The organism is Halanaerobium saccharolyticum (genome assembly GCF_003259895.1).
Taxonomy (GTDB): domain Bacteria; phylum Bacillota; class Halanaerobiia; order Halanaerobiales; family Halanaerobiaceae; genus Halanaerobium; species Halanaerobium saccharolyticum_A.
The window spans coordinates 1-24,545 of sequence record NZ_QLME01000003.1 but is presented as its reverse complement, the minus strand read 5'-3'; the positions used below and the strand labels follow the sequence as shown (position 1 = coordinate 24,545).

Genomic DNA, 24,545 nt, shown 5'->3' with positions numbered 1-24,545 from the left:
TTTGCCTCCTCAAATACTCCCTACTAAAAGAAAATTCAGGGTTTCCCCTGAATTAAAATTCTCTATAAACTCTAAATGTCCTGCTATTTCTCTAAAATTTCTTCTAATTCCTGTTCAGTTAATGTTTCAAACTCTCTATTGTTTTTATTCTTCTTTTCCCCTCCAATCTCCTCTTTTTTGGTTTCGATTTTTTTATTTTTATCAGTGTAAGAGTCTGTTAACTTATTATGCTGTTTTATTTGTTGATTACTCTGTATGATTTCTGGTGTAATAAAAATAATCAGTTCTGTTTCTATATCAGTATCCTCTGCTGCCGAAAATAATTCCCCCAACAGCGGCAGTTCGGCAAGAATTGGGACTTCTCTAATCGTTTTTAATTCGTCCTTCTTAATTAAACCACCAATTGCTAGAGTCTCTCCATTTTCCAAAATGACTGTGGTTTCAGCACTGCGAGAGTTTACTGCCGGCAAACCATCTGCCAGCACCTGTCCAATACTATTAACTGAAGGTTTTATTTCCAAAAGTACCTGGTTTTCATTTAAAATCTTAGGTAAAAATTCTAAAACAATACCTGCCTCAATATAACTAATTGTAGAAACAGTCTGCTCTGATTCAATTCTTTCTAATTTTACCGGAATCTGATCCCCAATTAAAAGTTTTGCTTTTTTCCGATCCAGAGTCATTAAACTTGGATTTGCCAGAATATTAGATAAACCTTTTTCATTTAAGGCTTTAAGTGTATCCGGCCAGCCAGGTCTTAATTTTTCTATCTTACCAGAGTCATCTTTTATTATTTTTAACTCTGAGAGCTGATTGGGATTTATTCCCAGCTCTTTAATTTTACTTCTGCTAATTTCTTCAACTCTTGCTTTAATCATCACCTGTTTTTGAGGTCGATCTATTTGAACTATTATCCTGTCAATTTTATTTAGATCTTCTTTACTGCCATTGATAATTAATCCTTCACTATTTAAGTCAATAATTTTTATTTCTTCAAAGTTATTATTTAAAATTTCTGCTGCTGCTTCTGAACTTAAATGTTTCAGCTTATAATTTTTGCTGATAATTGTTTTGTTTTTAGCTGCCAGTTTTTCCTCTGTGGAAACATAGATTATTTCATTTTCAAAGCTGTAATCTAAATTAAAACTATCAGTTATTAAGTTTAGCGCCTCCCGAAATCCTATCTCATTAAAAATTACAGTAATTTTGCCTGCTACAGCACTGTCACAGATAAGATTTTTATCAGCTGTATTGGCCAGCATAATTAGTGCAGTTTCCAATTCCACATCTCTTAAATTGATGGAAATTAATTCTTTTTCGACTGGTGTTTCAGCTCTAACAAAAGCAGATAACAAAATAAAAATTATAAGTAAAATTGATATCTGAATAAACTGCTTAATGATTTTCATTATTTTTCTCCTTCCAGAGGTAAATTAATCTTTCCTCTTTTTGATAGCTTATAGTTAAATTATTATTATTAATTTTTTCTATCCTAAAAACATCAATATTTTCTTTTTCTTTTTTTAAAAGAGTTTGATTTTGATACAAAAAAAGAGCAGAAGAACTAGTTTTATTTTTAATTATTCCCAGCAGTTTAAAGGGAAGTCTTATATTTTCAAGTCTCTGACTGCTAGTTGTCATAATTTCTTCTTTTTCTTTATCTTCAGGAACTGGTGGTGCCAGTTTATTTAAAGCTTGCTTCTCAGATTCAGTCATCTTTTTACTATTTTTGGTTTGAGGAATTAAGTTTTCTGCAGTAATATTTTTTTCTAAAAAAATTAGTTCTTCTGTCTTATTCATCTCATTTTCTAACTTCTTTTTATCCTTTTCTTCAGCCGTTTCACTAATCATTTGAGCAGTTTTAAAAGGATCCTTGATTTCTTTAATTAGAGTTATACTTTCTATTTTAGTTTTTTTCTTTCGATTTGCAGCTGAATTATTTTTATTATCAATATCTTCCGTTTGTTTCATCTCTTCTTTTTTTATTTTCTTTTCAGTTTCAAAAAAGAGTTCATTTTGTTTTGACTCTTTTTTTTGACCAAAAATCGAGCTGAATTCTACTTCTGTAGTTTTAATGTAGCTGGAAAATAAAATTAATCCAATGCTTACAAGCAAAAAAACTAACAGTAATTTTTTTCTTTTTTTATTTTTATGCATTTTATATCAGCTCATTTTTTAGTTTGACAAAGAAAAAGAGTGTATCCTTATTTTTTTTGATTTTAAACTCTATAATTTTTAAAGATTCTATACTGTTTTCTAAATAATAGACAAAGTTTAAAATCGAATGGAAGTTACCTTCAAGATTTAGATTTAGTTCAGTTTCTGTACTACTGAAATCGATAAGTATCAAATCATATTTTTGTACTTTTGCTAAAATAGCAGCAGTTTTTTCCTTTATATTTATTAGCTGATTATCACTTTCAGAATTACGCATGCTGATCTTAGTAGAATATTCATTTTTTAAATTATTATTTTGCTGCTTTTGTTCTGAAATTTTATACTGCATAATTTCTTTTTCTTTTATTATTTCTCTACTTTTTAGCCCCTGACTTAATAATAGAAAGAGCAGTAAAAAGATTAAAGAAATTTTGAATATTTTTTTTTGATTAATAATCATTTTTATTCACCTCATTACTGCTCAGTCAGAGTTTCAATTTCAAAATAGTAATTGTCTTTTTGATTAATATTAATTAGATCTACTTCAATAAATTTATGATCGTTTTCTAAAGCCTCAATTAACGCAAAAATATTTTTTTGCTGATTGGTAACTGCCTTTAAATTAATTTTATTATTTTTTAACTGCAGCGAATTATAACTTAAGTTATCTGCATAATCTGTAAGAGAAATTAAAAAAATATACTTATCATTTTTCACTTCACTTTCTTTCTGAGATATTGATGGATCAGTTATTAAAGATCTATATTTCTTTTCTTCCTCTTTTAACAACTTTTGATCAGATTTTAATAGCTCAACCTTATTTTCAGTCAAGATATTGAAAATAGTTAGCAAAACAACCAATAATAAGATTATAATTAAAAGATTATTAACTAAAATCATTAAATGATCAAAGTGTTTTTCTTTGAAAATTATTGACATCTACTGATACTCCAGAGCAAAGAGGCTAAGAAAACAAAATCATCATCTTTTAGTTCTATCAGCTCACCGAGCTTAAGCAAATCACTTTTCCCTTCCAGTACTTCCAGCTCAATTCCTTTATTATTTAGATAGTATTTTTTGTTTTTTTCTAATTCCTGTGCTAACTGTTTTTCTCCAATTGAAGACTGCAGTAGGTCAAGTTTTTTATCTACAGCAGTCAGCAGTGTATAACAATTGTTGATCTTATAATAGAGAAGATAGTTTTTAGTAGTTACAATTTTATTAACTACGGAAAATACAGCTACCGGTAAAGCAGAAACCAGGTAATTATTTTTATATTTTTCCATATTTTCTGTTAGCGGATCCAGAATTTTTTTATCAGCTGCAAAAAACTTAATTTCTCTCTCCTGAGTCTGATCAGATACAATTTCTAAATAATCATAGTAAAACTCTTCTTCAAAATTCTCCTTAACCTCTGCAAATTTACTTAAAATATTATCCTCACTAATCCGATAAGGATTCTTTTCTTCCAGGACAACCGAATGATAAAATAAAGAAGCAGCTGGCAGCAGCACAACATACTGACAGTTAAAATTAAACTTCTTAATTTTTCCAATTGAAGAAAGTTCATTAATTCCATCTACAAAATTAATTTGATTATTTTTTTCTCTAACTACAAGGTTTCTCAATTTGTTTTCATAAGGGATTGTTATAGAATAATAATTATTAAACATTTTACTCACTCCTATATATTATTTTATTAACTATTTTTAAACTTTCCTTCTCCATTGTCATTTCAGCAATATACGGTATTCCAGAATCAATTTCAGCAGTTAAGTAAATAAAATTATCGTCCTCCTTTCCTTTAATCGTTATTTTTATTTCTTCACTTAAATTTATATCTTCATCTAACAGCAAATTTTCTTTTTCAAAAAAATACAACTGATACTGCAGTGCTGACTCAACCGCCTCCTTATTTTGAGCAGCAGAAATTCTATTGTTTAAGATTCTATAATTAAGTTTCTGCTGCTGAATTAAAAGCGGAATAAATAAACCAATTAAGGTAATTAATATCAAATTCATAAATAACACATAGCCATCTTTTTTTTCTATATACATTATTTTACCTACTTTTTTATTATTCGAAACTCCTTAAATTTTAATCAGTCTACTTACAGTGAGCTGTGTTTGACCCTCGACTAAATAAAGAGTTATTTTCAGCAGACCCGGCTCCATAATTCTAAAATTGAGTTCTTCAATTTTATCGATCAGATCCAGATTTTTTCCAAAATCTTTGTTTGCCAGGTCTGAACTACCAATCGAACGTCCCAGAGCATTACTGGCTCCACTCTGATAAAGAGAAAATTTTAACCATTGATAATTCTGATCATAATAAGTGAAAATATTTATTTCCTGTCCGCTAATTACTTCTACCTTCTTTGAGTTCTTTATTTGTGCTGCCATGAAATCAACTGCAAGATAGGCGTCAAGCTGCCAGGCATTCTGTAGGTTAAAAAATTTATTATTTTGATAGAGATTTAAAATCAACTGTAGAAAAATTACAGCTAGCAGAGAAGAAATAGTTATCACCAGCAGCATTTCCAGTAGGGTAAATCCTTTTTCTGATTTTAATTTATCTCTGCAGCAAAGCAAGCATTTCATTTTGGTGCTCCTTATTTCTGCATTTGAAATCTACTTCCACTTTCAATCTATATAAACCATCATACTGAATTCCGTCTTTTTCATATGGGATCACTTCAACTCTTGTCATTTCATAGTCTTTAGGCAGTGATTCTTTTTCAAGTAATTCCAGGTTTTTTATAAAATCGCTGTCACTATCTTCAACTCCCTCTTCAAGCAGATCTTTATTCTTATAGGCTTCTAAAACAGACTCGGTCCAATTAACTGCTGCATTTTTATCTGCTAAAAATGTATGGACTTCCAGTCCAGTTTTTATGGTCCTACTCATTACTGCCAGTACGACACCTGCTAATGAAATTGTAATAATAACTTCCAGTAGAGAAAATCCTGCATTATTTTTCAACTCTAACCCTCCCTAATTGATTGACTGTAATTGAATATTTTTTTGCTCCCGACTGCGCTTTTGCCAGAGCTACTGTTCCCCCTCTTGCTGTTGCAGTATTATTAAATCTAATCCACTCATAATATTCGGCATCTACAATCTTTAAGCTTAATGTTTTATAAAGAATTAAGCTGGAAGAATAGTAACCTTTTTTCTTAATAATTTTCTGTCCCCCTTCTTTAATATAAAAATAGTAGGGGATTTTATTGGAGCCGCTATTTTCTTTAATTGTATAGATTCGAAAGATATAAGTTTGACTATCCAGAATCGCTTTATTTCTAGCCCACCTCAGATCTGCTGCCAGGTGTTCTACTTCCTGCTCAATTAGAAAATCATTTCTTAACTGTGGCCTATAGCTAACTGTAAATAAAATCCCCATAATTGTAATCACCAGCAAGATCTCTATTAAAGTAAAACCTGTATTATGTTTCATTAATCTATAATGTAGGCTCTGTAGTTTCCGGACCAGTTAAAGCTGATTGATCAGTAGAAATATAATAAAATTCATCAGAGTCAGCCTTATAAATTATCATATACTTTTCTGCTCCTGAGTCAGCATCACTCTGATAACTGTAAGCTGCTGCCTCATTTTTAATATTTAATTCATCTAAATCTCCACTGATCGAACTCAAATCACCTTTAGTGCTCTGACCTGGATATTCTCCCTGGTCCAGATAATACATTTCCAGACTCTGCATTATGTTGTGCAGATCAGCTTTAGCTACAGCAGTATCTGCCTTATTTTTAACTCCGCTTAATGCTGGAACTGCCATTGACATTAAAATACCAAGCACTACAATCACAATTAACAGTTCTATTAGCGTAAAACCGGACTTATTTTTGACCAAGTTTTCCCTACAAGTTTCAGATTTTTTTATCATTAATAAATTCCTCTCTGTTTTGTTTTCCATTTACTTTTTAATTGAATTAATAAATAAACTTAATTTTAATCTCATTATTTCAATCCAATTAAAAGTTCTAAATAATTAAATAGATTTGAAACATCGGCATCATTACTGCTGCAGCAAGTAAAGCAACAAAAATTGCAGTTAATGTTATCAAAAAAGGCTCTAAATACTGCAGCATTTTAGCAATTTCATTTTTTAATTTTTTAGAATAATAATCACCTGCTCTCTCCAGCATCGTTTCCATTCGGGCTGTCTCTTCTCCAGTCATTATAAGATAGTAAAAAAGATTTGGGATATATTCACTATCATCAAAACATTCTGTTAAAGAAGCCCCTTTAGAAATATTTAAAGCTGTTTTCTTAATAAAATTTTGATATTGATGGTCACTTACAATATTCTTTAAAAGTTCCAGAGCAGAAATTAATTTTAACCCGCTTTTTAAAAATAAAGATAAGTAAGTAGCTATCTGGGTTAAGATTAAATCCTGATAGATAACTGAAAATAATGGAATCTTTAATAAAAATTTGCTTTTTAAATCATTTCGTTTATTATTCTTGAAAACTAAAAATAATAATATTATTAATAATATTATGAAAATTACAATTAAAATGAAATGATCATTAAAGATTAAACTCAGTTTTAAAAATATTCTTGTTATCAGTGGTAGTTTTCCACTAAATTCTGCAAAAAGATCTATAAATACGGGCAAAATAAATTTGAAAATAAAGGCTGCTGCTAAAAATACGGTAGTGATTACAGTTAGCGGATAAAAAGAAGCTTTTTTTATTTCTTTTTTTAAATCTTCTTTATTACTATAATAATTTTCCAGACTTTTTAAAACTTCAACCAGGGTGCCGCTTTCTTCTCCGGCCCTGACTACTGCAGTAAAGAGATCAGTAAAAACTTTTTCTTCTTTTAACGCTTCGGCCAGGCTTAAACCTGACTCTATATTTCTTATTATTCCACTATATACTTCTTTTTCTTCCTGATTTTTAGTTTGTTTGGAAATAATAATTAAAGAACGATTTAAATTCAAACCTGATTTAAGCATTATCCCTAACTGGGATGCAAAAAATTTTAAATCAAAACTTTTTCTAAACAAAATTGTCATCTCCTCCAGTTATAAGATTAAATCTGAATTACTCTCAAAATTTCTTCTCTGGTTGTAATTCCTTTTTTCATTTTCTTAAGAGCAGAATTGGTAAGTGTCAGCATGCCTGAGGCCAGTGCCTCTTCTTTAAGCTGAGAATAATCTGCCTCCTGACTGATCAGTCTTCTCAACTGATCATTGATCAATAAGATTTCAGCTGCTGGTGTTCGACCTCTGTAGCCATCATCACAATTACTGCAGCCTTCAGCCTGAAAAATATAGTCAATTTTCTCCTGCCTAAAAATATTTTGATCTTCCTGACTGATCTTAATTTTTTCACTACACTCAGGACAGAGCTTTCTTAATAACCTTTGTGCTACGACAGCATTAAGAGTACTGCTGATTAAATAAGGAGGTATTCCCATCTCAATCAACCTGCTAACTGCAGAAATACTGTCAATAGTATGAATAGTACTTAAAACAAGATGACCTGTAACAGCAGCTCTAACTGCTATTTCTGCAGTTTCCTGATCTCTAATTTCTCCAATCATTATAATGTCCGGATCCTGCCTTAAAATTGACCTTAAAATTATTGGGAAAGTTAAGCCCTGAGCCTCATTAATTTCTATCTGATTTAAAAGTTCCAGTTTATATTCCACCGGGTTTTCGACTGTGATAATATTATTTTTTTCTGCGGCCAGCTGATTTAAGATTGAAAATAGAGTAGTTGTCTTCCCACTTCCTGTTGGACCTGAGAGTAATATAATTCCAGAATTAAAATCAAATATTTTTTTAAATCTCTCCAAATTATAGCTATCAAAATTTAATTCTTTAACTTCTAATAATTTTTCATTTCTTAAGAGAAGTCTTAATACAGCTTTTTCGCCATAGATTGTCGGAATAATAGAAGTTCTAATATCATAATCTGTTTCCTGGAATTTAAATTCCATTTTCCCATCCTGCGGTAAATGCCGGACTGTAATATCCATTGATGAAATAATTTTAATCCGGGAAATAACAGCTGCTGCTATTTCTCCAGGTAAACTATAATAACTTTTTAAAATACCATCTATTCTATATCTAACTTTAAAATGATTTTCTTTTTGTTCAAGATGGATATCACTTGCCTTTAAGGAAATTGCCTCAGTTAAAATCTTATTTAGCAGTTTTACTACTGGAGCATCTTCTACTATACTTCTTAAACTATCTAAATCTCTGCTATCTATTTTTTTGAAATCTCCTAAATCTTTTAAAAGTTCCTGCTGGTTAACCTGAAAATAACTGCGGTAAATAAAATTTTCTGCCTCCTTAAATTCATTTTCTGACATCAAATAAAATTTTATTCTGGCTTTGAATTTAAATTTTAGTTTTTCCTCTAAAAATAAATCAGGTGGATAAATGCTGCCAAAAGATATAATTTTTGGATTCTGACTGATTATTAAGATCTGATCTTTTTTTACCTGAGATAAATCCAGAGTTAGAGCACTATTTTTATCCAGTTTAATTTTTGAATTTCGGAACAGTTCAATTTCAAAATAGGAGGACATTGCCTGCAGTAATTCTGCCTCGTTTATGATCTTTTTGCTTTTAATATAATCAATTACTAATTTTGTTTTTTTATTTTTAGCATAAAAGTTTAGTTTTGACCAGACATCTGAAGAAATACTATATCTATTATTTAAATATTCACAAAAATTCTGCATAAAAACACTCTCTTTCTCTAAATTTAATAACTAATAATTCAAGTTTAGTTATTAAAATATTTATAATTATTAACATTTACTGATTAGTTTTTATATTCGCGGCCCAAAGAGATATTCCTGCATAATTTTGTAATTTTTTTCAAAATATATAAAATAATAGCTATGTTATTATAAATAAATGTAAAATAATAGCTATTTTGTTAGTTAATTGAAACACAAATATATTATTATGTTTTTCAGCCCATAAAAAAACAGCTGCAGAAATAATTCCACAGCTGTTTATCTTTAAATATATTATTTTTTTACTAAAACAATTATCTGTTTTTAATTAATTGTTATTCCGTCTTCAATTAAAAGCCAGTATTCAATACTATCCAGTAGAGCATCCCAGGATGCCTGAATAATGTTTGTGGAAACTCCAACAGTTGTCCAGGATTTCTCCAGATCTGCAGTTTCAATTAAAACCCTTACTTTGGCTGCTGTTCCATCATTTCCATTTAAAACACGAACCTTATAATCAATTAATTTAGTTTCAGTTATTTCTGGATAAAATGAAACCAGAGCTTTACGAAAACAGTTATCTAAAGCATTAACAGGCCCATCACCATCAGCAGCAATATGGACTTTCTTGCTGTTGACTGTCATTTTGACAACAGCCTCAGAATAAGTCTGATCGCCTCGATTAACACTGTTAGTTCTGAAATCTTCAATTTCAAAAAAAGAACTGTAATCTTTAAACTCTCTAAAAGCTAAAAGTATAAGTGAAGCTTCTGCTCCTTCAAATTGATAACCCTCATTTTCTAAGGCTTTAACTTTTTTAATTAATTTTTTTATCATCTGATCAGAGAAATCATCTAAATTAAAACCAATCTCCTTTAATTTATAGCGCAGATTAGACTTTCCAGCCAACTCTGATACCAGAACCCGACGCTCATTACCGACCAGTTCGGGTTCAATATGCTCATAAGTGTGTGGATTTTTACGGACTGCACTGACATGAATTCCACCCTTATGGGTAAAAGCACTTTTGCCAACATAAGGCTTATTATTAATTGGAATTAGATTAGCTGTTTCAGTTACAAAGAAATATAAAGGTTTGAGCTGTTTAAGCTGTTGATCTGAAACTACTTTTTCTCCATACTTTAACTGTAAAGCTGGAATAACACTGCATAAGTCAGCATTTCCACAGCGCTCACCCAGACCTCCTACTGTCCCCTGAACCTGAACAGCACCCTCTTCGTAGGCAGCAAGAGAATTAGCAACAGCAAGATTACCATCATTATGAGCGTGAATCCCGAGAGGAGTCTTTGTCTCTGCTTTTATTTCCTGCATAATTTTAGTCACCTGAGAAGGCAGCATTCCCCCATTAGTATCACATAAAATCAGGAGTTCAGCTCCCGCTGCAGCAGCTGCTTTTATAGTTTTTAGTGCATATTCAGGATTATTTGCATAGCCATCAAAAAAATGTTCAGCATCAAAGAAGACATTTAGCCCTTTTGACTTTAAAAATGAAACTGTATCTTTGATCATTTCAATGTTTTCAGCTAAAGGGATCTGCAGGGCATCCGTAACATGAAGATCCCAGCTTTTGGCAAAAATAGTTACATAATCCACTCCTGCTTCAACCAATTTTAGGATATTGGGATCCTCTGCAGCTTTAATGTTGGCTCTTCTGGTTGAACTGAAAGCCGTAATTTCGGCATGCTCCAGGTTCATGTTTTGAACTTCTCTAAAATAGGCTTCATCTTTTGGGTTGGAACCAGGCCAGCCTCCTTCAATGAAATCAATACCAAAACGATCTAATTGTCTGGTGATTCTTAATTTATCATCAAGTGATAAAGAAATTCCTTCTCCCTGAGAACCATCTCTTAAAGTCGTATCATAAAGTGTTAATCCCACTAGTCATCACTACTCACCTTCCTCTTTGCTTTTGAGATTTTGAACCAGATAATCCCCAACTTCATCTGTGCTTAAATCTCCACCCTGATCTGCAGTAACCATATTATTCTCTAAAGCATCTTTAACAGCTGCTTTCACCTTTGGTGTCAGATTCCCATAACCAAGTTCTCTGAGCATCATTCCAGCCGCTAAAACAGCTGCCAGTGGATTAGCAATGTTCTGACCGGCAATATCAGGTGCACTTCCATGAACAGGTTCAAACATTGAAATACTATCCGGATTAATATTACCAGAAACAGCCATTCCCATTCCACCCTGAATTTCTGCACCGAGATCAGTAATAATATCACCAAAGATGTTACAGGTAACAATTACATCAAAGATTTCTGGATTACGAACCATTTTCATTGTAATTGCATCAACTAAAAAGTGATTCTGCTCTACATCAGGATAATTTTTACCCATTTCCTTAAAGGAACGCTGCCATAGATTATGTGCATAAGTTAGAACATTACTTTTATCACAGACTGTTAGTTTAGGTTCTCTCCCAAATTCCTGAGCATATTCAAAGGCATATTTAATTACCCTGTCCACCCCTTTACGGGTAGAAATCATTTCCTGAGTTGCTACTTCATCCGGTGTATCTTTCTTAAGAAAACCGCCAATACCGGCATAAATCCCCTCAGTGTTTTCTCTAACAACAGTAAAGTCAATATCTTTAATTCCCTTTCCCTTTAGAGGAGAAAATTCTTCCTTATATAATTTAATCGGCCTTAAATTTACATACTGGTCAAAATAAAAGCGGAGCTTAAGTAAAATTCCTTTCTCTAGAACACCAGGTTCTACTCGCGGGTCACCGACAGCGCCAAGATATATTGAATTAAAGGTTTCCAGCTTATTTAAAACATCTTCTGGTAGAATATCACCTGTTTTTAAATATCTCTCCGCACCCAGATCAAATTTTTCAAATTTAAGTCCCAGGTTATAAGCACCATCTAAGTATTCTAAAACCTTGATTCCCTGACGGGTAACTTCTTCTCCAATTCCATCGCCTGGTATATATGCTATATTACTCATCTATACCAGCTCCTTTTTTACATGTTCAATCAGGCCGCCGTCTTTAATAATCTCCTGCATAAAGGGAGGAAAGGGTGCTGCCTGATAAGTTTTGCCAGTCCTTAAATTTTTAACCTGACCTTTGTCAATATCTACTTCTAACTCGTCTCCGGTTTCTGTTGCCTGAACAGCTTCCGGACATTCCAAAATTGGCAGACCAATATTAATTGAGTTGCGGTAGAAAATTCGAGCAAAACTTTCTGCTACTACACAGGAAACTCCGGCATATTTAATTGCTAAAGGTGCATGTTCCCGGGATGAACCGGAACCAAAGTTTTTACCTCCAACAATAATATCACCCTCATTTACCTCATCGGCAAAATTCTGATCTATATCTTCCATACAGTGGGCCGCTAAATTTTCCGGATCTGATGAGTTCAGATAACGGGCCGGAATTATTACATCTGTATCAACATTATCTCCATATTTAAATACTTTACCTTTAAACACCATTATTTAACCTCCTCTGGACCAGCAATATAACCTTTAATTGCAGATGCTGCTGCTACAGCTGGACTTGCAAGATATACTTCACTTCCGGGAGAACCCATCCGCCCAACAAAATTACGATTGGTTGTAGAGATCGCTTTTTCGCCTTCAGCTAAAATACCCATATGTCCACCTAAACAGGGTCCACAGGTAGGTGTAGAAACTGCTACTCCTGCATCAATAAAGATATCAAATAAACCTTCATTCATTGCCTGTTTGTAAACCGCCTGAGAACCAGGGAAGACAAGACAGCGCACATTTCCGTTTACTTTCTGACCTTTTAAAATCTCAGCAGCTACTCTTAAATCTTCAATTCGGCCATTAGTACAGGAACCGATAACTGACTGCTGAATCTCAATCTTCTCATTAATTTCATCAAGACCTTTAGTGTTTTCTGGCAGACTTGGAAAAGCAACCTGCGGTTCAATCTGGCTGACATCAATTTCTATAACCTGCTCATATTCTGCATCAGAATCTGCATTACGCACTGTATAATCTCTCTGAGTTCTTCCTTTGAGATATTCCTCTGTTTTTTCGTCTGCTGCAATCAGACCAGCTTTTCCGCCAGCTTCGATTGCCATATTGGACATTGTCATTCGACCTTCCATAGACAGGTTGTCAATCGCTTCTCCTGTAAATTCCATAGCTTTATATAGGGCTCCATCAACACCAATTTTACCAATTGTGTAGAGAATTAAATCCTTACCACTGACATGAGGTTTAAGTTCTCCTTTATAAACAAATTTAATTGTCGGAGGTACTTTAAACCAGGCTTTACCTGTGGCCATCGCTGCTGCCATATCAGTACTTCCAACCCCGGTCCCCAGAGCACCTAGAGCTCCATAAGTACAGGTGTGAGAGTCAGCACCAATAATAATTTCTCCCGGCAGGGTTAAACCTTTTTCGGGTAATATAACATGTTCAATCCCCATCTGACCGACTTCAAAAAAGTTTGTAATTTCGTGTTTTCTGGCAAATTTTCTAATCATATTTACCTGTTCTGCTGCCTTAATATCTTTATTTGGGGCAAAATGATCAGGTACAATTGCAATTCTTTCCTTATCAAAAACCCTATCAACACCAATTTTATTAAATTCTTCAACTGCTACTGGAGTTGTAATATCATTACCTAATACCATATCAACTCTGGCATTTACTATATCTCCAGGTTTTAACTCATCCTGAACCGAATGAGCAGCAAGAATTTTTTCTATCATTGTCATTCCCATTTACTTAAATCACTCCTCTTAAAATCCTTATAATATTATAGATGTTTGAAAATATTTATTAAACAGCCCGAGCAAACTCAGGCTGCATTAAATTTACTTATTATTCATATAGACAAGATATTTATTAATTGCTTCAATATAAGCGGCTGCACTAGCTTCAGTAATATCAGTTTGAGAAGAATGACCTGTAAAAATTTTGCCGTCAATTTCAGCAGCAATAAAAGCTTCTCCCAGAGCATCCTTACCTTCAGTAACTGCATCAATTTTATAGGACATTAATTTGATGTCCTCCATACCAGTCAGTTCGTTGATAGTCTGGAAAATAGCATCTACTGGGCCATCACCATTACAGGCTGCAGACTGTATTATTTCTCCTTCTTTTTTCAATCTAACAGTAGCTGTAGGTAATAATCCTTTACCTGTAAGAACTGATATATATTCCAACTCATATATTTTCTCGTAATCATACAATTCATTATCAAGTAAAGCAATAATATCGGCATTACTGATATTTTTCTTTTTATCTGCCAGCCCCTTGAAGCGTTTAAAGAAGCTCTCAAAGCTTTCCTCGTCAAGTTCATAGTCATATTTATCCAGAAAGTCCTTGAGGGCATGGCGGCCAGAATGCTTACCTAAAACCAATTTATTATGATCAAGGCCAATTGTTTTGGCATCCATAATCTCATAGGTAGTTCTTTCCTTAATCACACCATCCTGATGAATTCCTGCCTCATGAGCAAAAGCATTGGCCCCTACAATAGCTTTATTTGCCTGTAGAGATATACCGGTAGAATTGGCAACTAACTTGGATAAACGGGCAATCTGGGTTGTGTCCTGTGTTATATCCAGATTATAATAATCCTGTCTGGTATATAAAGCCATTACAATTTCTTCTAGAGCAGCGTTTCCTGCTCGCTCACCGATACCATTAACAGAAACCTCAACCTGGGTGGCACCATTTTCGATAGCTGCCAGAGAATTAGCAACTGCCAACCCCAGGTCATTGTGGCAGTGGACACTGATTTCTGCCTGATCAATGTTTGGAGTCTTTTCTTTTACATCTTTGATCATCTGACCAAATTCGGAAGGTACGGAATAACCAACTGTGTCCGGAATATTGATTACCTTAGCTCCTGCCTCAATTACTGCTTCAAAAAGTCTAGCCAGAAAATCTATATCACTGCGGGAAGCATCCTCTGCCGAAAATTCAATATTATCTGTATACTGAGCTGCATGTTTTACTGCTTCTACTGCATTATTTAAAACCTCATCTTCTGTCATCTGCAGTTTATATTCTAAATGAATTGGTGAAGAAGCAATAAAAACATGAATCCGTGGGTTTTCTGCATCCCTTACTGCTTCCCAGGCTCGATCAATATCACCTTTGCGGCATCTGGCTAAAGCTGCAACTTCAACTCCACTTACATTTTCAGACACCATTTTCACTGCATTAAAATCCCCATCTGAAGAAATTGGAAATCCAGCTTCAATAACATTAACCTTCATTTTGGCCAGCTGTTTGGCAATCGCCAATTTTTCTTCAGGAATTAAAGTCACTCCTGGAGACTGTTCACCATCTCTTAAAGTTGTATCAAATATTTTAACACTTGCCATTATCTTTCACCACCTTTATTCTGTCCGGGATAACTACTCAATCCAGGACATCATCTTCCTTAACTTGCGTCCTACCTCTTCTATCTGAGAATTTTCGTCTTTTTCGGTTAAAGAATTAAATACTGGCCGATTTGCCTGATTTTCTAAAATCCACTCTCTGGTAAATTTACCAGTCTGAATATCTTCCAGTACTGCCTGCATATTTTCTTTTACATGCTCATCAATAATTCTGGGACCAGAAACTAAATCTCCATATTGAGCTGTATCAGAGATCGAATCACGCATCGTAGAAATTCCACCTTCAAACATCAGGTCAACAATTAATTTTAATTCATTTAAAACTTCAAAGTAAGCAATTTCTGGCTGATATCCTGCTTCAACTAGAGTTTCAAATCCTGCTTTAACTAAAGCTGTGGTACCACCACATAAGACCGCCTGCTCACCGAAAAGATCAGTTTCTGTTTCTTCTTTAAATGTAGTCTCGATAACTCCGGCGTGAGTACAGCCAATTCCTTTAGCATAAGCTAAACCTAAGTCATAAGCTTTACCTGTATAATCCTGATATACTGCCAGTAATCCGGGAACACCCTTCCCATCTTCATAGAGTCTGCGTACTAAATGTCCCGGTGACTTGGGAGCAACCATAAAGACATCAACATTTTTTTGTGGTACAATCTGATCATAGTGGATATTAAGACCGTGTGAAAAAACTAAAGCATTTCCAGCTTCTAAATTTGGTTCAATATCATTTTTAAAGACTGAAGCCTGTTTAATATCTGGAATTAAAATCTGAATCAAATCTGCCTTTGCTGCTGCTTCTGCAGTTGTCAGCACTTCAAAGCCGTCTTCTTCTGCTATTGGCCAGCTGGAACTTTCTTTTCTTAAACCGACTACTACATTAAGTCCACTGTCCTTTAAATTCTGTGCCTGAGCATGTCCCTGACTACCATATCCAATTACCGCAACTACCTTGTCTTCTAAGTACTTTAAATCTGCATCTTTATCGTAATATATTTCCATTCCTATCTTCTCCTTTTATGTTCTTATATTTTTAAAATTAATTGATAATAAAATTAACAGAAACTTTTTGGAAGTAAGACTTTTCAGTATCATTCTAATTTCTGAGCTCTGACGCACTCGATGTGCTAATGCTGAGCTATACTTGCGTTATTAAAGAGAGCTCAGTGCTACCTCCTACATCTTACTTACTTGCCTGGCCTCTACTTAAGGCCACTGTTCCTGTTCTGACAAATTCTGCAATACCGAAATCCCTCAATAGTTCTGTTAGAGCTTCCAATTTATCCTCAGTTCCGGTGGCTTCAATCATTAAACTATCAGGTGCCACATCAACAATTTGAGCTCTAAATGTATCAGCAATCTGAATGATTTCCGAGCGCTGTTTACGGGTGCACTTAACCCTGATTAAAATTAAATCTCTTTCCACGATTGAATTTTTATCCAGCTCGGTTATTTTTAAAACATTAATCAATTTATGCAGCTGTTTGGTAACCTGCTCCAATACTTTTTCGTCACCTTTAACTACAATTGTCATCCGGGAAATCTCTGGATTTTCAGTTTTACCAACATTTAAACTTTCAATATTAAAATTCCGCCGACTAAAGAGTCCGGCAATTCTGGTTAAAACACCGGGCTTGTTAAGTACGGAAACTGATAAAATATGTGTCATAAATTATCCTCCTATCATATCTTTTAAGCCGGCACCTGCTGGTACCATGGGATAGACATTTTCTTCTTCCGGAATGTGAACATCCAGGATAGCTGGTCCATTGTGCTCCATTGCTTCTTTAAGTGCAGTATCAAGTTCTGATTTCTGATCAATACTTTTAGACCAGATACCATAAGCATCTCCCATTTTAACAAAGTCTGGAGCCGGGATCTTTGTTGAAGAATACCTCTTGTCAAAGAAAAATTCCTGCCACTGCCTGACCATTCCTAAATATTTATTATTAAAAATAATAATTTTAACAGGAATATTATAGGCTTGAGCTGTACCCAGTTCCTGAATATTCATCTGAATACTTCCATCTCCAGCTATCAGCACAACCTTTTCCTCCGGCTGTCCAATCTGAGCCCCAATTGCCGCCGGCAGTCCATACCCCATTGTTCCTAAACCACCTGAAGTAATAAATTGGCGTGGTTTTTTATACTTATGGAACTGTGCAGCCCACATCTGATGCTGGCCAACTTCAGTCACTATTGTGGCATCTCCTTTTGTGTACTTATCAATTTCTTCCATAATATACTGAGGTTTAATTGTTTCTGACTCATCAGCTTCATATTGAAGAGGATATTTTTCTTTCAGTTCTTTTATTCTCTGCTGCCATTCCCCATTTTCTTTTTCTTTTATATAAGGAAGTAGTTCTTTTAAAACTTTTTTAACATCCCCTACAATCGGAACCTCAACATCAAGATTTTTACCTATTTCTGCAGGATCAATATCAATCTGAATAATATCTGCCTGAGCGGCAAACTCATCTAACTTTCCTGTTACTCGATCATCAAAACGGGCTCCAACTGCAATTAACAGATCAGTCTCTAAGGTTGCCTTATTGGCATATTGAGTTCCATGCATTCCCAACATTTCTAGGGCCAGATCCTGATCTTCAGGATAAATACCTAAAGCCATTAAAGTTGTGGTAATCGGGATTTTTGCTTTTTCCACCATTTGTCTGATTTCTGACTGTGCACCTGAAATTACTGCTCCACCACCGACATATAGAAGCGGTTTTTTAGCCTCATTAATTGCCTTTGCTGCTTTATTAATCTGCAATTTGTGACCTTCAAAAGTAGGCCTATAGCCGGGTAAGTTAACTTGATCAGGATAATCAAATTCTGCCACTGCCTGAGTTACATCCTTTGCCAGGTCAATAAGTACTGGTCCCGGTCTACCTGTACGGGCAATATAGAATGCTTCTTTAATAGTTCTAGCAAGATCTTTAATATCTGTAACCAGAAAGTTATGCTTGGTAACTGGCAAAGAAATACCCGTAATATCAGCTTCCTGAAAAGCATCTTTACCAATCAGAGAACTTGAAACCTGTCCTGTAAAAGCAACTAAAGGAATAGAATCCATCTGAGCATTAGCAAGTCCAGTAACCAGGTTAGTTCCACCAGGTCCAGAAGTAGCAATACAAACTCCTACTTTACCACTACTGCGGGCATAACCATCAGCCGCATGAATAACCCCCTGCTCGTGTCTTCCCAAATAATGCTTCATCTTTGAATTATACAGAGCATCATATAGATTGATTACAGCTCCTCCAGGATAGCCAAAAACAACATCAACATTTTCTTTTTTCAGTGATTCAATAATTATTTCTCCACCATTTAATTTTGGCATAGATTCACCTCCGCTATGATTTTGAAAAATAAAAGCTTAGAAATATAAATAGATACAAAAATAGCCCTGAATACAATTATCCAGGGCAGAAAGTTATCTAAGAACCTAAATTGAGAAATAATCGTCTGAAAATTCAACAAACTTCCTATTTAATAGGCATATCGGTTAAATTATCAGTTGTTCTGCAGTTTATTAAGAACAACTTACAAAACTGCTATCTTCTCTTCTCAATTTATAAAATTCTTAAATGAAGCCGACCCTTCTCTACTACTTACTATACTCATAACTTCATTTAATATTCTATTTATATTTTTACTATACTAAATTCTAGTACTTTTATCAATCATTTTTGCAAAATAACTTTAATTAATTAGTTATTTATTACATTTTAAAGCAATTTTACTTTTAATCAAGTACTGCTCCTTTAGAAGCTGAGCCAACTAATTTAGCATAACGCTTTAAATAACCACTGGCCTCAGGTACAAAGGGCTTAACTTTTTCCATTCTGGCTGCTAATTCTGCTGCTGTTAATTCTACTTCCAGAATAAATTTATCCATATCAATGTGAATAATATCTCCCTCTTCTAAGGCTGCTATTGGGCCACCTGCTGCTGCTTCAGGAGAAACATGACCAATTGCTGCTCCTCTGGTTGCACCGGAAAAACGACCATCAGTGATTAGCGCTACACTGTCATCAAGTCCCATTCCTGCCAGAGCAGAAGTTGGAGCCAGCATTTCTCTCATTCCAGGTCCACCTTTTGGCCCTTCGTTTTTAATAACTACCACATCTCCGGGCTCGATCTCTCCCTTATTAATGGCTGCAATTGATTCTTCTTCACTGTTGAAAATTCTGGCCGGTCCGCGGTGCTCCATCATCCTGGGATCAACTGCTGCTCTTTTTACAACTGAGCCATCAGGAGCTAAATTACCCTTTAAAATCGCAAGTCCACCCCGTTCATGATAGGGGTTATCTAAAGGACGAATAATCTCATAGTCCACAAAATTAATTGACTTTAAATTTTCTTTCAGCGACTTTCCTGTAACTGTAACAGTGTCTAAATTTATTAAATCACCTTTAACCAGTTCCTTAATTACTGCATGAATACCACCAGCTGCGTTTAAATTTTCCATGTGATTTTTACCGGCTGGAGTTAAAGAACAGATATGTGGAACCTGATCACTAATCTGATTGAATTTCTCCAGAGGAAGATCTATTCCGGCTTCATGAGCAATCGCTGGTAAATGCAGAGCTGTATTAGTAGAACAGCCCAGAGACATATCAACAGTTATTGCATTCTCAAAAGTTTTTTCAGTTAAGATATCAGAGGGACGAATATCATTTTCGACCAGCCTCATCACTGCTTTTCCAGCTGCTTTGGCCAGCCTGATTCGATCAGCTTTTACTGCTGGAATAGTTCCATTTCCCGGCAGGGCCAGTCCCAAAACCTCTGCTAAAGAATTCATAGAATTAGCTGTAAACATTCCAGCACAGGAGCCTACTCCTGGACAGGCTGAACGAGCAATCTGATCCAGTTCTTGCTCATCCATTTCTCCAGATGTTACAGAACCAACTGCTTCAAATACATTGTGCAGATCAATTGCCTCACCACAGTGGCTTCCGGCATCCATTGGACCACCACTGATCACAATCGCTGGAATATCAAGTCTGGCTGCTGCCATCATCATTCCGGGCACAATCTTATCACAGTTTGGTATTAAAACCAGTCCATCCAGCTGATGCCCATTAACTACTGCCTCAACCGAATCAGCAATAATTTCTCTACTGGCCAGAGAATAATGCATCCCACTGTGGCCCATAGCAATTCCGTCACAGACACCAATAGTACCAAAACTCATTGCTGTACCCCCGGCTGCTGTAATTCCATGTTCAACTCCATCTCTAATTCTATCCAGATGTTTATGGCCGGGAATAATATCACTTGCTGAATTGGCAATCCCTATTAAAGGTTTATTAATATCATCATCATCAAGGCCCAGCGCATAAAGCAGAGATCTGTGAGGGGCTCTTTCGATACCTTTTTTAATCTTATCACTTCTCATTTTATTCCTCCTTATACTGCTAGCTGCTTATTGAAAAGTTTAACTATATTTAATTATAAATTTTTTATCTAGATTATTGTTAAAAAATAATTATATACAGAGTCAGCAGTTTATAATTAATTGGAATATATTTCTTTCCCGGTTGAATTGGCAATTTCTCTAAATTTAGCAATTAAGTCTGTTGTTTTAGCTCCAACCTCACCATCTCCAACCTTACGGCTGTCTACTTCAACTACTGGAATAACTTCAGCTGCAGTTCCACTGAGGAAACATTCATCGGCATTAAAAATATCGTGTCTTGTAAACAGCTCTTCTCTGACTTCTAATCCCATTTCTGCTGCTATTTCAAGTACTACCTCTCTTTTAGTTCCCTTCAGAATCCCTGCATACTTTGGAGGTGTATAGAGAGTATCATCATCAATTATAAAGATGTTATCTCCTGTACACTCTGCCACATAACCATCACTATTTAGAATAATAGCTTCCGGGGCATTCTGCATATTGGCCTCAATCCGGGCCATAATATTATTTAAATAATTTAAAGATTTAATTCTGGGATTAACCATCTCCGGGCCATTGCGCCGGGTTGGTACAGTTACCAGCTTTAATCCTGTTTCATAAAGTTCTTCTGGATAAAGCTGAATAGCGCTGGCAATAATTACAATTGTCGGCTTTGGACACTTGCGGGGATCCAGTCCTAAATCTCCTTCTCCTCTGGAAACTACCACTCTTATGTAAGCATCTCTCAACTCATTGGCTCTGATAGTCTCTAAAATCGCAGTTTCCATTTCTTCTTTGTTTAGAGGAATATCAAGCATGATTGTTTTTGCTGATTCATATAATCGTTCAATATGCTCTTCCAACATAAAAACCCGGCCATTGTAGGCTCTAATTCCTTCAAAAATACCATCGCCATAGAGATATCCATGGTCAAAAACTGAAACTTTCGCCTGATCTTCCGGGACAATTTCTCCGTTTAAATAAATATTTCTACTCACTACTATGTCCTCCTTGAATTAATTTGAATTTTAAATAAAGTATAAACTTTTTTACTATAGAGATAGCATTTTATTTAATATTTATTGCTTATAAATTATATAGTTTAATAGTTAAAATGTCAAGCTTTAGGACAAGAAAAAAGCTCCCAAAGATTGGAAGCTTTTTCTAAATACTAATCATTAGATTTTAATTAATTAAAATTTATTTTTTAGATACCAATTTTGTATTTCTTTTTTTACAAGCTTTAAACTCTGATCTTCGCCAGCCTGATCAATAAATCTATAATCTAAACCTGGAAGTATTTTAAAAGTAAAGTTATTTCTTTTAGCAAATTTATTTGCTAAATACTCTACTCCTTCTGGTGGAGTAAGTTTACTTTCTTCACCAATGAGATATAAAACTGGAATTTCTAAGTTTTTTAAATAAGGTTCAGACTCATAATCTAAAAGACTGGCAAAATGCTTATAAGTAAGATTTAACCACTTAGCATCTGGAACTGGATACTCCCTAATAATATCAAATTTCGCAGCAAGCTCTTTTTGAGTATCTATTTTTACCCTATTGAAAAATTTACCTTCATTTACTGGATCCTTAATTTTTTTAGCCAATAAAATTTTCAGTTCTTTTTCTAGTGAATAACCACCAGCTGATAAAGAAATCAAATGAGTTATTTCTGGTATTTCAGCTGCAATTTGAGGAGCAATTCTACCGCCTTCTAATCTACCAGCTAAGATAATATTTTTTAAATCATTATGATAAATAGAATTTAGGACATAATTTATCACAAACTTAGTATCTTTAATTCTACGCTTTAGATTATTTGTTTGAGCAAAAAGTTCTTGGTCTTTAAAAGCATATTTTTCTATTAATAATAAATCGGTATTTGACGGTAGATAATTTTCCCATGTTTCAAGGTTAGTATAAGGTCTCCTAGCAGCTCCCTCCAGAGCAATAAACAAATTTTTATTTAACTTATTTGGAGTCCTGCTACCTAAATGATAGGTTAGTTTTTCAGATTTTAAATTAACTGTTTCTTCTGATCTAAAACTTATTTGCCTTTCTCCAGCAGCTGTCTTAAAAGTAAATGCTAAACTAAAAATTATTATTAAAATAGCTATTTTTTTAAACATAAAATTATCCTTTCTCAGTTATCTTTATTTTTTGATCAACATATTCTATTTGATAAACTTTTTGATAAAAATTTAATTGATGTCCTAAAAAGGCTGAAGTAACTATTTTATCATTTTTAATATTTTCTGCTTTCAAAAAATTATTTTCTTCAAAGTTACGGAAATAGCCCTTTTTTATTTCATTAGTAAAATATTGCTTATATTTTTGGGGAAGTACTAAAATATTATCAGCAGGATTTTTAGCTAAATACAATTCTACTTTTGCTAAAAATTCTTTATCTTTATTAAGATCAAATTGTTTTTCTTTTGCAAAAATAATTATCTGATATTTTCCTGAAGAATGAAATTTAACAAAAAAATCTCTATCTGATATTTTTTTAAACTTTTGCGACTTATTTTTTAATTTATTAGTAAATGATAAGGCAGCCAACTTTGAGTGATTGATATTTTTCTTGATAGTCAGAGAAGAATCTATAAGACCTACTTGATCTTCTTTATAAGTATGGCCAATCATAAAATTTATTTCTTCTTTTTTATCGTGAAGATATACTGTACTATAACCCACAGTTTTAGGCAAAAATTTATTTGACCAGTTATATTGTTTTCTATATTCTATAATCTCAATTTGATTATCAAACTCATCTTTTAAAACTTTTTTTACTTCTCTTTTCGGAATTGTAAGCATAAAAAAAGTTATTGCTCCAACTAAAATTACTAAGATTAATAAAGCAGCTATGATTTTCATTTTATTATTTTCTCCTATTATCTTTTTTACTGCTGATGTTCCATAAATTGATCATTAAGAAAGTCATATTTTAAAAATCTAATCTTTAGCTCCTCATTTTGGTTAATTATACTGTCATAAATTTCAACTTCAAAACAATTTTGATCCCAAATTAAATAGGAGTCTATAAAATCAATATCTAAATTCTTATTGTATTTTTTTTGATATAATCGTTTAATTAATTCTTCGGTTTTAAGACCTAAGCTAATATCTAAATTACTACCTTTATTTAATAAATATAAATAATGTTTTTCCCTAAATTCTCCTCTAACTTCTTGTATTTTTGAGCCGTGATAGCGCCCTACATCTTCATGCATAGCTTTTTGATCAATATAACTTATCCGATAAGAGCTTAAGTGTGGTAAAAAAGCACTAAATATACCTCTGTCTAGTACTTCTAGGTCTTGAATTTCATTTTCTTTAAAAATTTTATTTTTTTCAAACTCACCAAAATAAGATTTTTTTATTTGTGACTTAAAATATTTTTTATATAGTTTAGGAATAAATATAATTTGATCAGCTTGATTTTTAGCTAAATATAATTCTAATTCTTTAAATATTTTTTTAGTTTTTTCAAATGAAAATTCATTCATATCTAAAAAAATAATTATTTGATATTTTTTGTAAGTAGGATCATAATTAACAAAAAAGTCTCTATTTGATATTTCTTTAAATTTTTTAGCTTTAGTTTTCAACTTATTAATAAAAATCAAAGCTTCTTGCTCTGATTTATTTACTTTTTCTACTAAACTTTGAAAATTATCTTTAGTTGGAATATATTTAGCTTTTTTATAATTATGTCTAATTAGATAATTTATATTTTTTTCTTTGTTATGTAAGCGAATTTCATAAAAATAAGCCTTGATATAACAAAGAATTTAATGATATAAAAAGGGCTTCACCCCAATCTTGTCGAATTTAATAGTAGCACCCAAAAAACTCGAAAGAAGGTGAAGCCCTATTAATAATATTCGACAAGAGTG

The 24,545-nt window shown here is 33.5% G+C and carries 25 protein-coding genes; all 25 read right to left on the bottom strand.

The features are described from left to right. Positions 1 to 83: 83 nt before the first annotated feature. Positions 84 to 1,409 (bottom strand): type II secretion system protein GspD, encoded by a 1,326-nt coding sequence (locus C7958_RS03045; RefSeq protein WP_111571206.1) that lies wholly within the window; start codon positions 1,407 to 1,409, stop codon positions 84 to 86. Next, positions 1,396 to 2,157, bottom strand: a complete 762-nt coding sequence (locus tag C7958_RS03040) for a hypothetical protein (protein WP_111571205.1) — start codon at positions 2,155 to 2,157, stop codon at positions 1,396 to 1,398. Before C7958_RS03040 ends, C7958_RS03045 begins: the two co-directional genes overlap by 14 nt. 1 nt (position 2,158) lies before the next feature. Beyond that, entirely contained in the window at positions 2,159 to 2,617 is a 459-nt protein-coding gene (locus tag C7958_RS03035) for a hypothetical protein (RefSeq protein WP_111571204.1), read from the bottom strand. A gap of 14 nt (positions 2,618 to 2,631) precedes the next feature. Next, on the bottom strand, positions 2,632 to 3,096 hold the full coding sequence (locus C7958_RS03030) for a hypothetical protein (protein WP_111571203.1): 465 nt from the start codon (positions 3,094 to 3,096) through the stop codon (positions 2,632 to 2,634). Next, positions 3,087 to 3,830 (bottom strand): hypothetical protein, encoded by a 744-nt coding sequence (locus C7958_RS03025; protein ID WP_111571202.1) that lies wholly within the window; start codon positions 3,828 to 3,830, stop codon positions 3,087 to 3,089. Before C7958_RS03025 ends, C7958_RS03030 begins: the two co-directional genes overlap by 10 nt. A gap of 1 nt (position 3,831) precedes the next feature. Further along, a complete protein-coding gene (locus C7958_RS03020) occupies positions 3,832 to 4,215 on the bottom strand; it encodes a hypothetical protein (protein WP_111571201.1) in 384 nt (127 codons plus the stop codon). A gap of 33 nt (positions 4,216 to 4,248) precedes the next feature. Continuing rightward, positions 4,249 to 4,758, bottom strand: coding sequence for a type II secretion system protein (locus C7958_RS03015; RefSeq protein WP_111571200.1), 510 nt, complete (start codon positions 4,756 to 4,758; stop codon positions 4,249 to 4,251). Further along, the gene (locus C7958_RS03010; protein WP_111571199.1) at positions 4,730 to 5,140 is read right to left on the bottom strand and encodes a prepilin-type N-terminal cleavage/methylation domain-containing protein; all 411 of its coding nucleotides are present in this window, start codon (positions 5,138 to 5,140) and stop codon (positions 4,730 to 4,732) included. Before C7958_RS03010 ends, C7958_RS03015 begins: the two co-directional genes overlap by 29 nt. After that, positions 5,130 to 5,612 (bottom strand): pilus assembly FimT family protein, encoded by a 483-nt coding sequence (locus tag C7958_RS03005; RefSeq protein ID WP_111571198.1) that lies wholly within the window; start codon positions 5,610 to 5,612, stop codon positions 5,130 to 5,132. The genes C7958_RS03010 and C7958_RS03005 overlap by 11 nt, the downstream gene beginning before the upstream one ends. A gap of 4 nt (positions 5,613 to 5,616) precedes the next feature. Further along, on the bottom strand, positions 5,617 to 6,060 hold the full coding sequence (locus C7958_RS03000; protein ID WP_111571197.1) for a type II secretion system protein: 444 nt from the start codon (positions 6,058 to 6,060) through the stop codon (positions 5,617 to 5,619). A gap of 97 nt (positions 6,061 to 6,157) precedes the next feature. Beyond that, positions 6,158 to 7,198 carry a type II secretion system F family protein gene (locus C7958_RS02995; RefSeq protein ID WP_111571196.1) on the bottom strand — a complete coding sequence of 347 codons (1,041 nt, stop codon included), beginning with the start codon at positions 7,196 to 7,198 and terminating at the stop codon, positions 6,158 to 6,160. 17 nt (positions 7,199 to 7,215) lie between these two features. Beyond that, positions 7,216 to 8,880: a GspE/PulE family protein gene (locus C7958_RS02990; RefSeq protein WP_111571195.1), complete on the bottom strand. Its 1,665-nt coding sequence runs from the start codon at positions 8,878 to 8,880 to the stop codon at positions 7,216 to 7,218. 324 nt (positions 8,881 to 9,204) lie between these two features. Continuing rightward, the gene (cimA, locus tag C7958_RS02985) at positions 9,205 to 10,779 is read right to left on the bottom strand and encodes a citramalate synthase (RefSeq protein WP_111571194.1); all 1,575 of its coding nucleotides are present in this window, start codon (positions 10,777 to 10,779) and stop codon (positions 9,205 to 9,207) included. A 9-nt stretch (positions 10,780 to 10,788) separates the two neighbouring features. Continuing rightward, a complete protein-coding gene (locus tag C7958_RS02980) occupies positions 10,789 to 11,856 on the bottom strand; it encodes a 3-isopropylmalate dehydrogenase (RefSeq protein WP_111571193.1) in 1,068 nt (355 codons plus the stop codon). After that, positions 11,857 to 12,348 (bottom strand): 3-isopropylmalate dehydratase small subunit, encoded by a 492-nt coding sequence (gene leuD / locus C7958_RS02975; RefSeq protein ID WP_111571192.1) that lies wholly within the window; start codon positions 12,346 to 12,348, stop codon positions 11,857 to 11,859. Next, positions 12,348 to 13,613: a 3-isopropylmalate dehydratase large subunit gene (gene leuC, locus C7958_RS02970; protein ID WP_111571191.1), complete on the bottom strand. Its 1,266-nt coding sequence runs from the start codon at positions 13,611 to 13,613 to the stop codon at positions 12,348 to 12,350. Before leuC ends, leuD begins: the two co-directional genes overlap by 1 nt. Positions 13,614 to 13,706: 93 nt before the next feature. Further along, positions 13,707 to 15,227 (bottom strand): 2-isopropylmalate synthase, encoded by a 1,521-nt coding sequence (locus C7958_RS02965; RefSeq protein WP_111571190.1) that lies wholly within the window; start codon positions 15,225 to 15,227, stop codon positions 13,707 to 13,709. 33 nt (positions 15,228 to 15,260) lie between these two features. Next, positions 15,261 to 16,247, bottom strand: a complete 987-nt coding sequence (ilvC, locus tag C7958_RS02960; protein ID WP_111571189.1) for a ketol-acid reductoisomerase — start codon at positions 16,245 to 16,247, stop codon at positions 15,261 to 15,263. Between the two features lie 181 nt (positions 16,248 to 16,428). Next, positions 16,429 to 16,914, bottom strand: a complete 486-nt coding sequence (gene ilvN, locus C7958_RS02955; RefSeq protein WP_111571188.1) for an acetolactate synthase small subunit — start codon at positions 16,912 to 16,914, stop codon at positions 16,429 to 16,431. A 3-nt stretch (positions 16,915 to 16,917) separates the two neighbouring features. Then, entirely contained in the window at positions 16,918 to 18,588 is a 1,671-nt protein-coding gene (ilvB, locus tag C7958_RS02950) for a biosynthetic-type acetolactate synthase large subunit (RefSeq protein WP_111571187.1), read from the bottom strand. Positions 18,589 to 18,993: 405 nt separating this feature from the next. Beyond that, on the bottom strand, positions 18,994 to 20,649 hold the full coding sequence (gene ilvD / locus C7958_RS02945; protein ID WP_111571186.1) for a dihydroxy-acid dehydratase: 1,656 nt from the start codon (positions 20,647 to 20,649) through the stop codon (positions 18,994 to 18,996). A gap of 116 nt (positions 20,650 to 20,765) precedes the next feature. Beyond that, a complete protein-coding gene (gene ilvE / locus C7958_RS02940) occupies positions 20,766 to 21,647 on the bottom strand; it encodes a branched-chain-amino-acid transaminase (RefSeq protein ID WP_111571185.1) in 882 nt (293 codons plus the stop codon). Positions 21,648 to 21,842: 195 nt separating this feature from the next. After that, positions 21,843 to 22,778, bottom strand: coding sequence for an alpha/beta fold hydrolase (locus C7958_RS02935; RefSeq protein ID WP_111571184.1), 936 nt, complete (start codon positions 22,776 to 22,778; stop codon positions 21,843 to 21,845). Positions 22,779 to 22,782: 4 nt separating this feature from the next. Further along, the gene (locus C7958_RS02930) at positions 22,783 to 23,523 is read right to left on the bottom strand and encodes a hypothetical protein (protein WP_111571183.1); all 741 of its coding nucleotides are present in this window, start codon (positions 23,521 to 23,523) and stop codon (positions 22,783 to 22,785) included. 26 nt (positions 23,524 to 23,549) lie between these two features. After that, positions 23,550 to 24,275, bottom strand: coding sequence for a hypothetical protein (locus C7958_RS02925; protein ID WP_111571182.1), 726 nt, complete (start codon positions 24,273 to 24,275; stop codon positions 23,550 to 23,552). Positions 24,276 to 24,545: the final 270 nt, after the last annotated feature.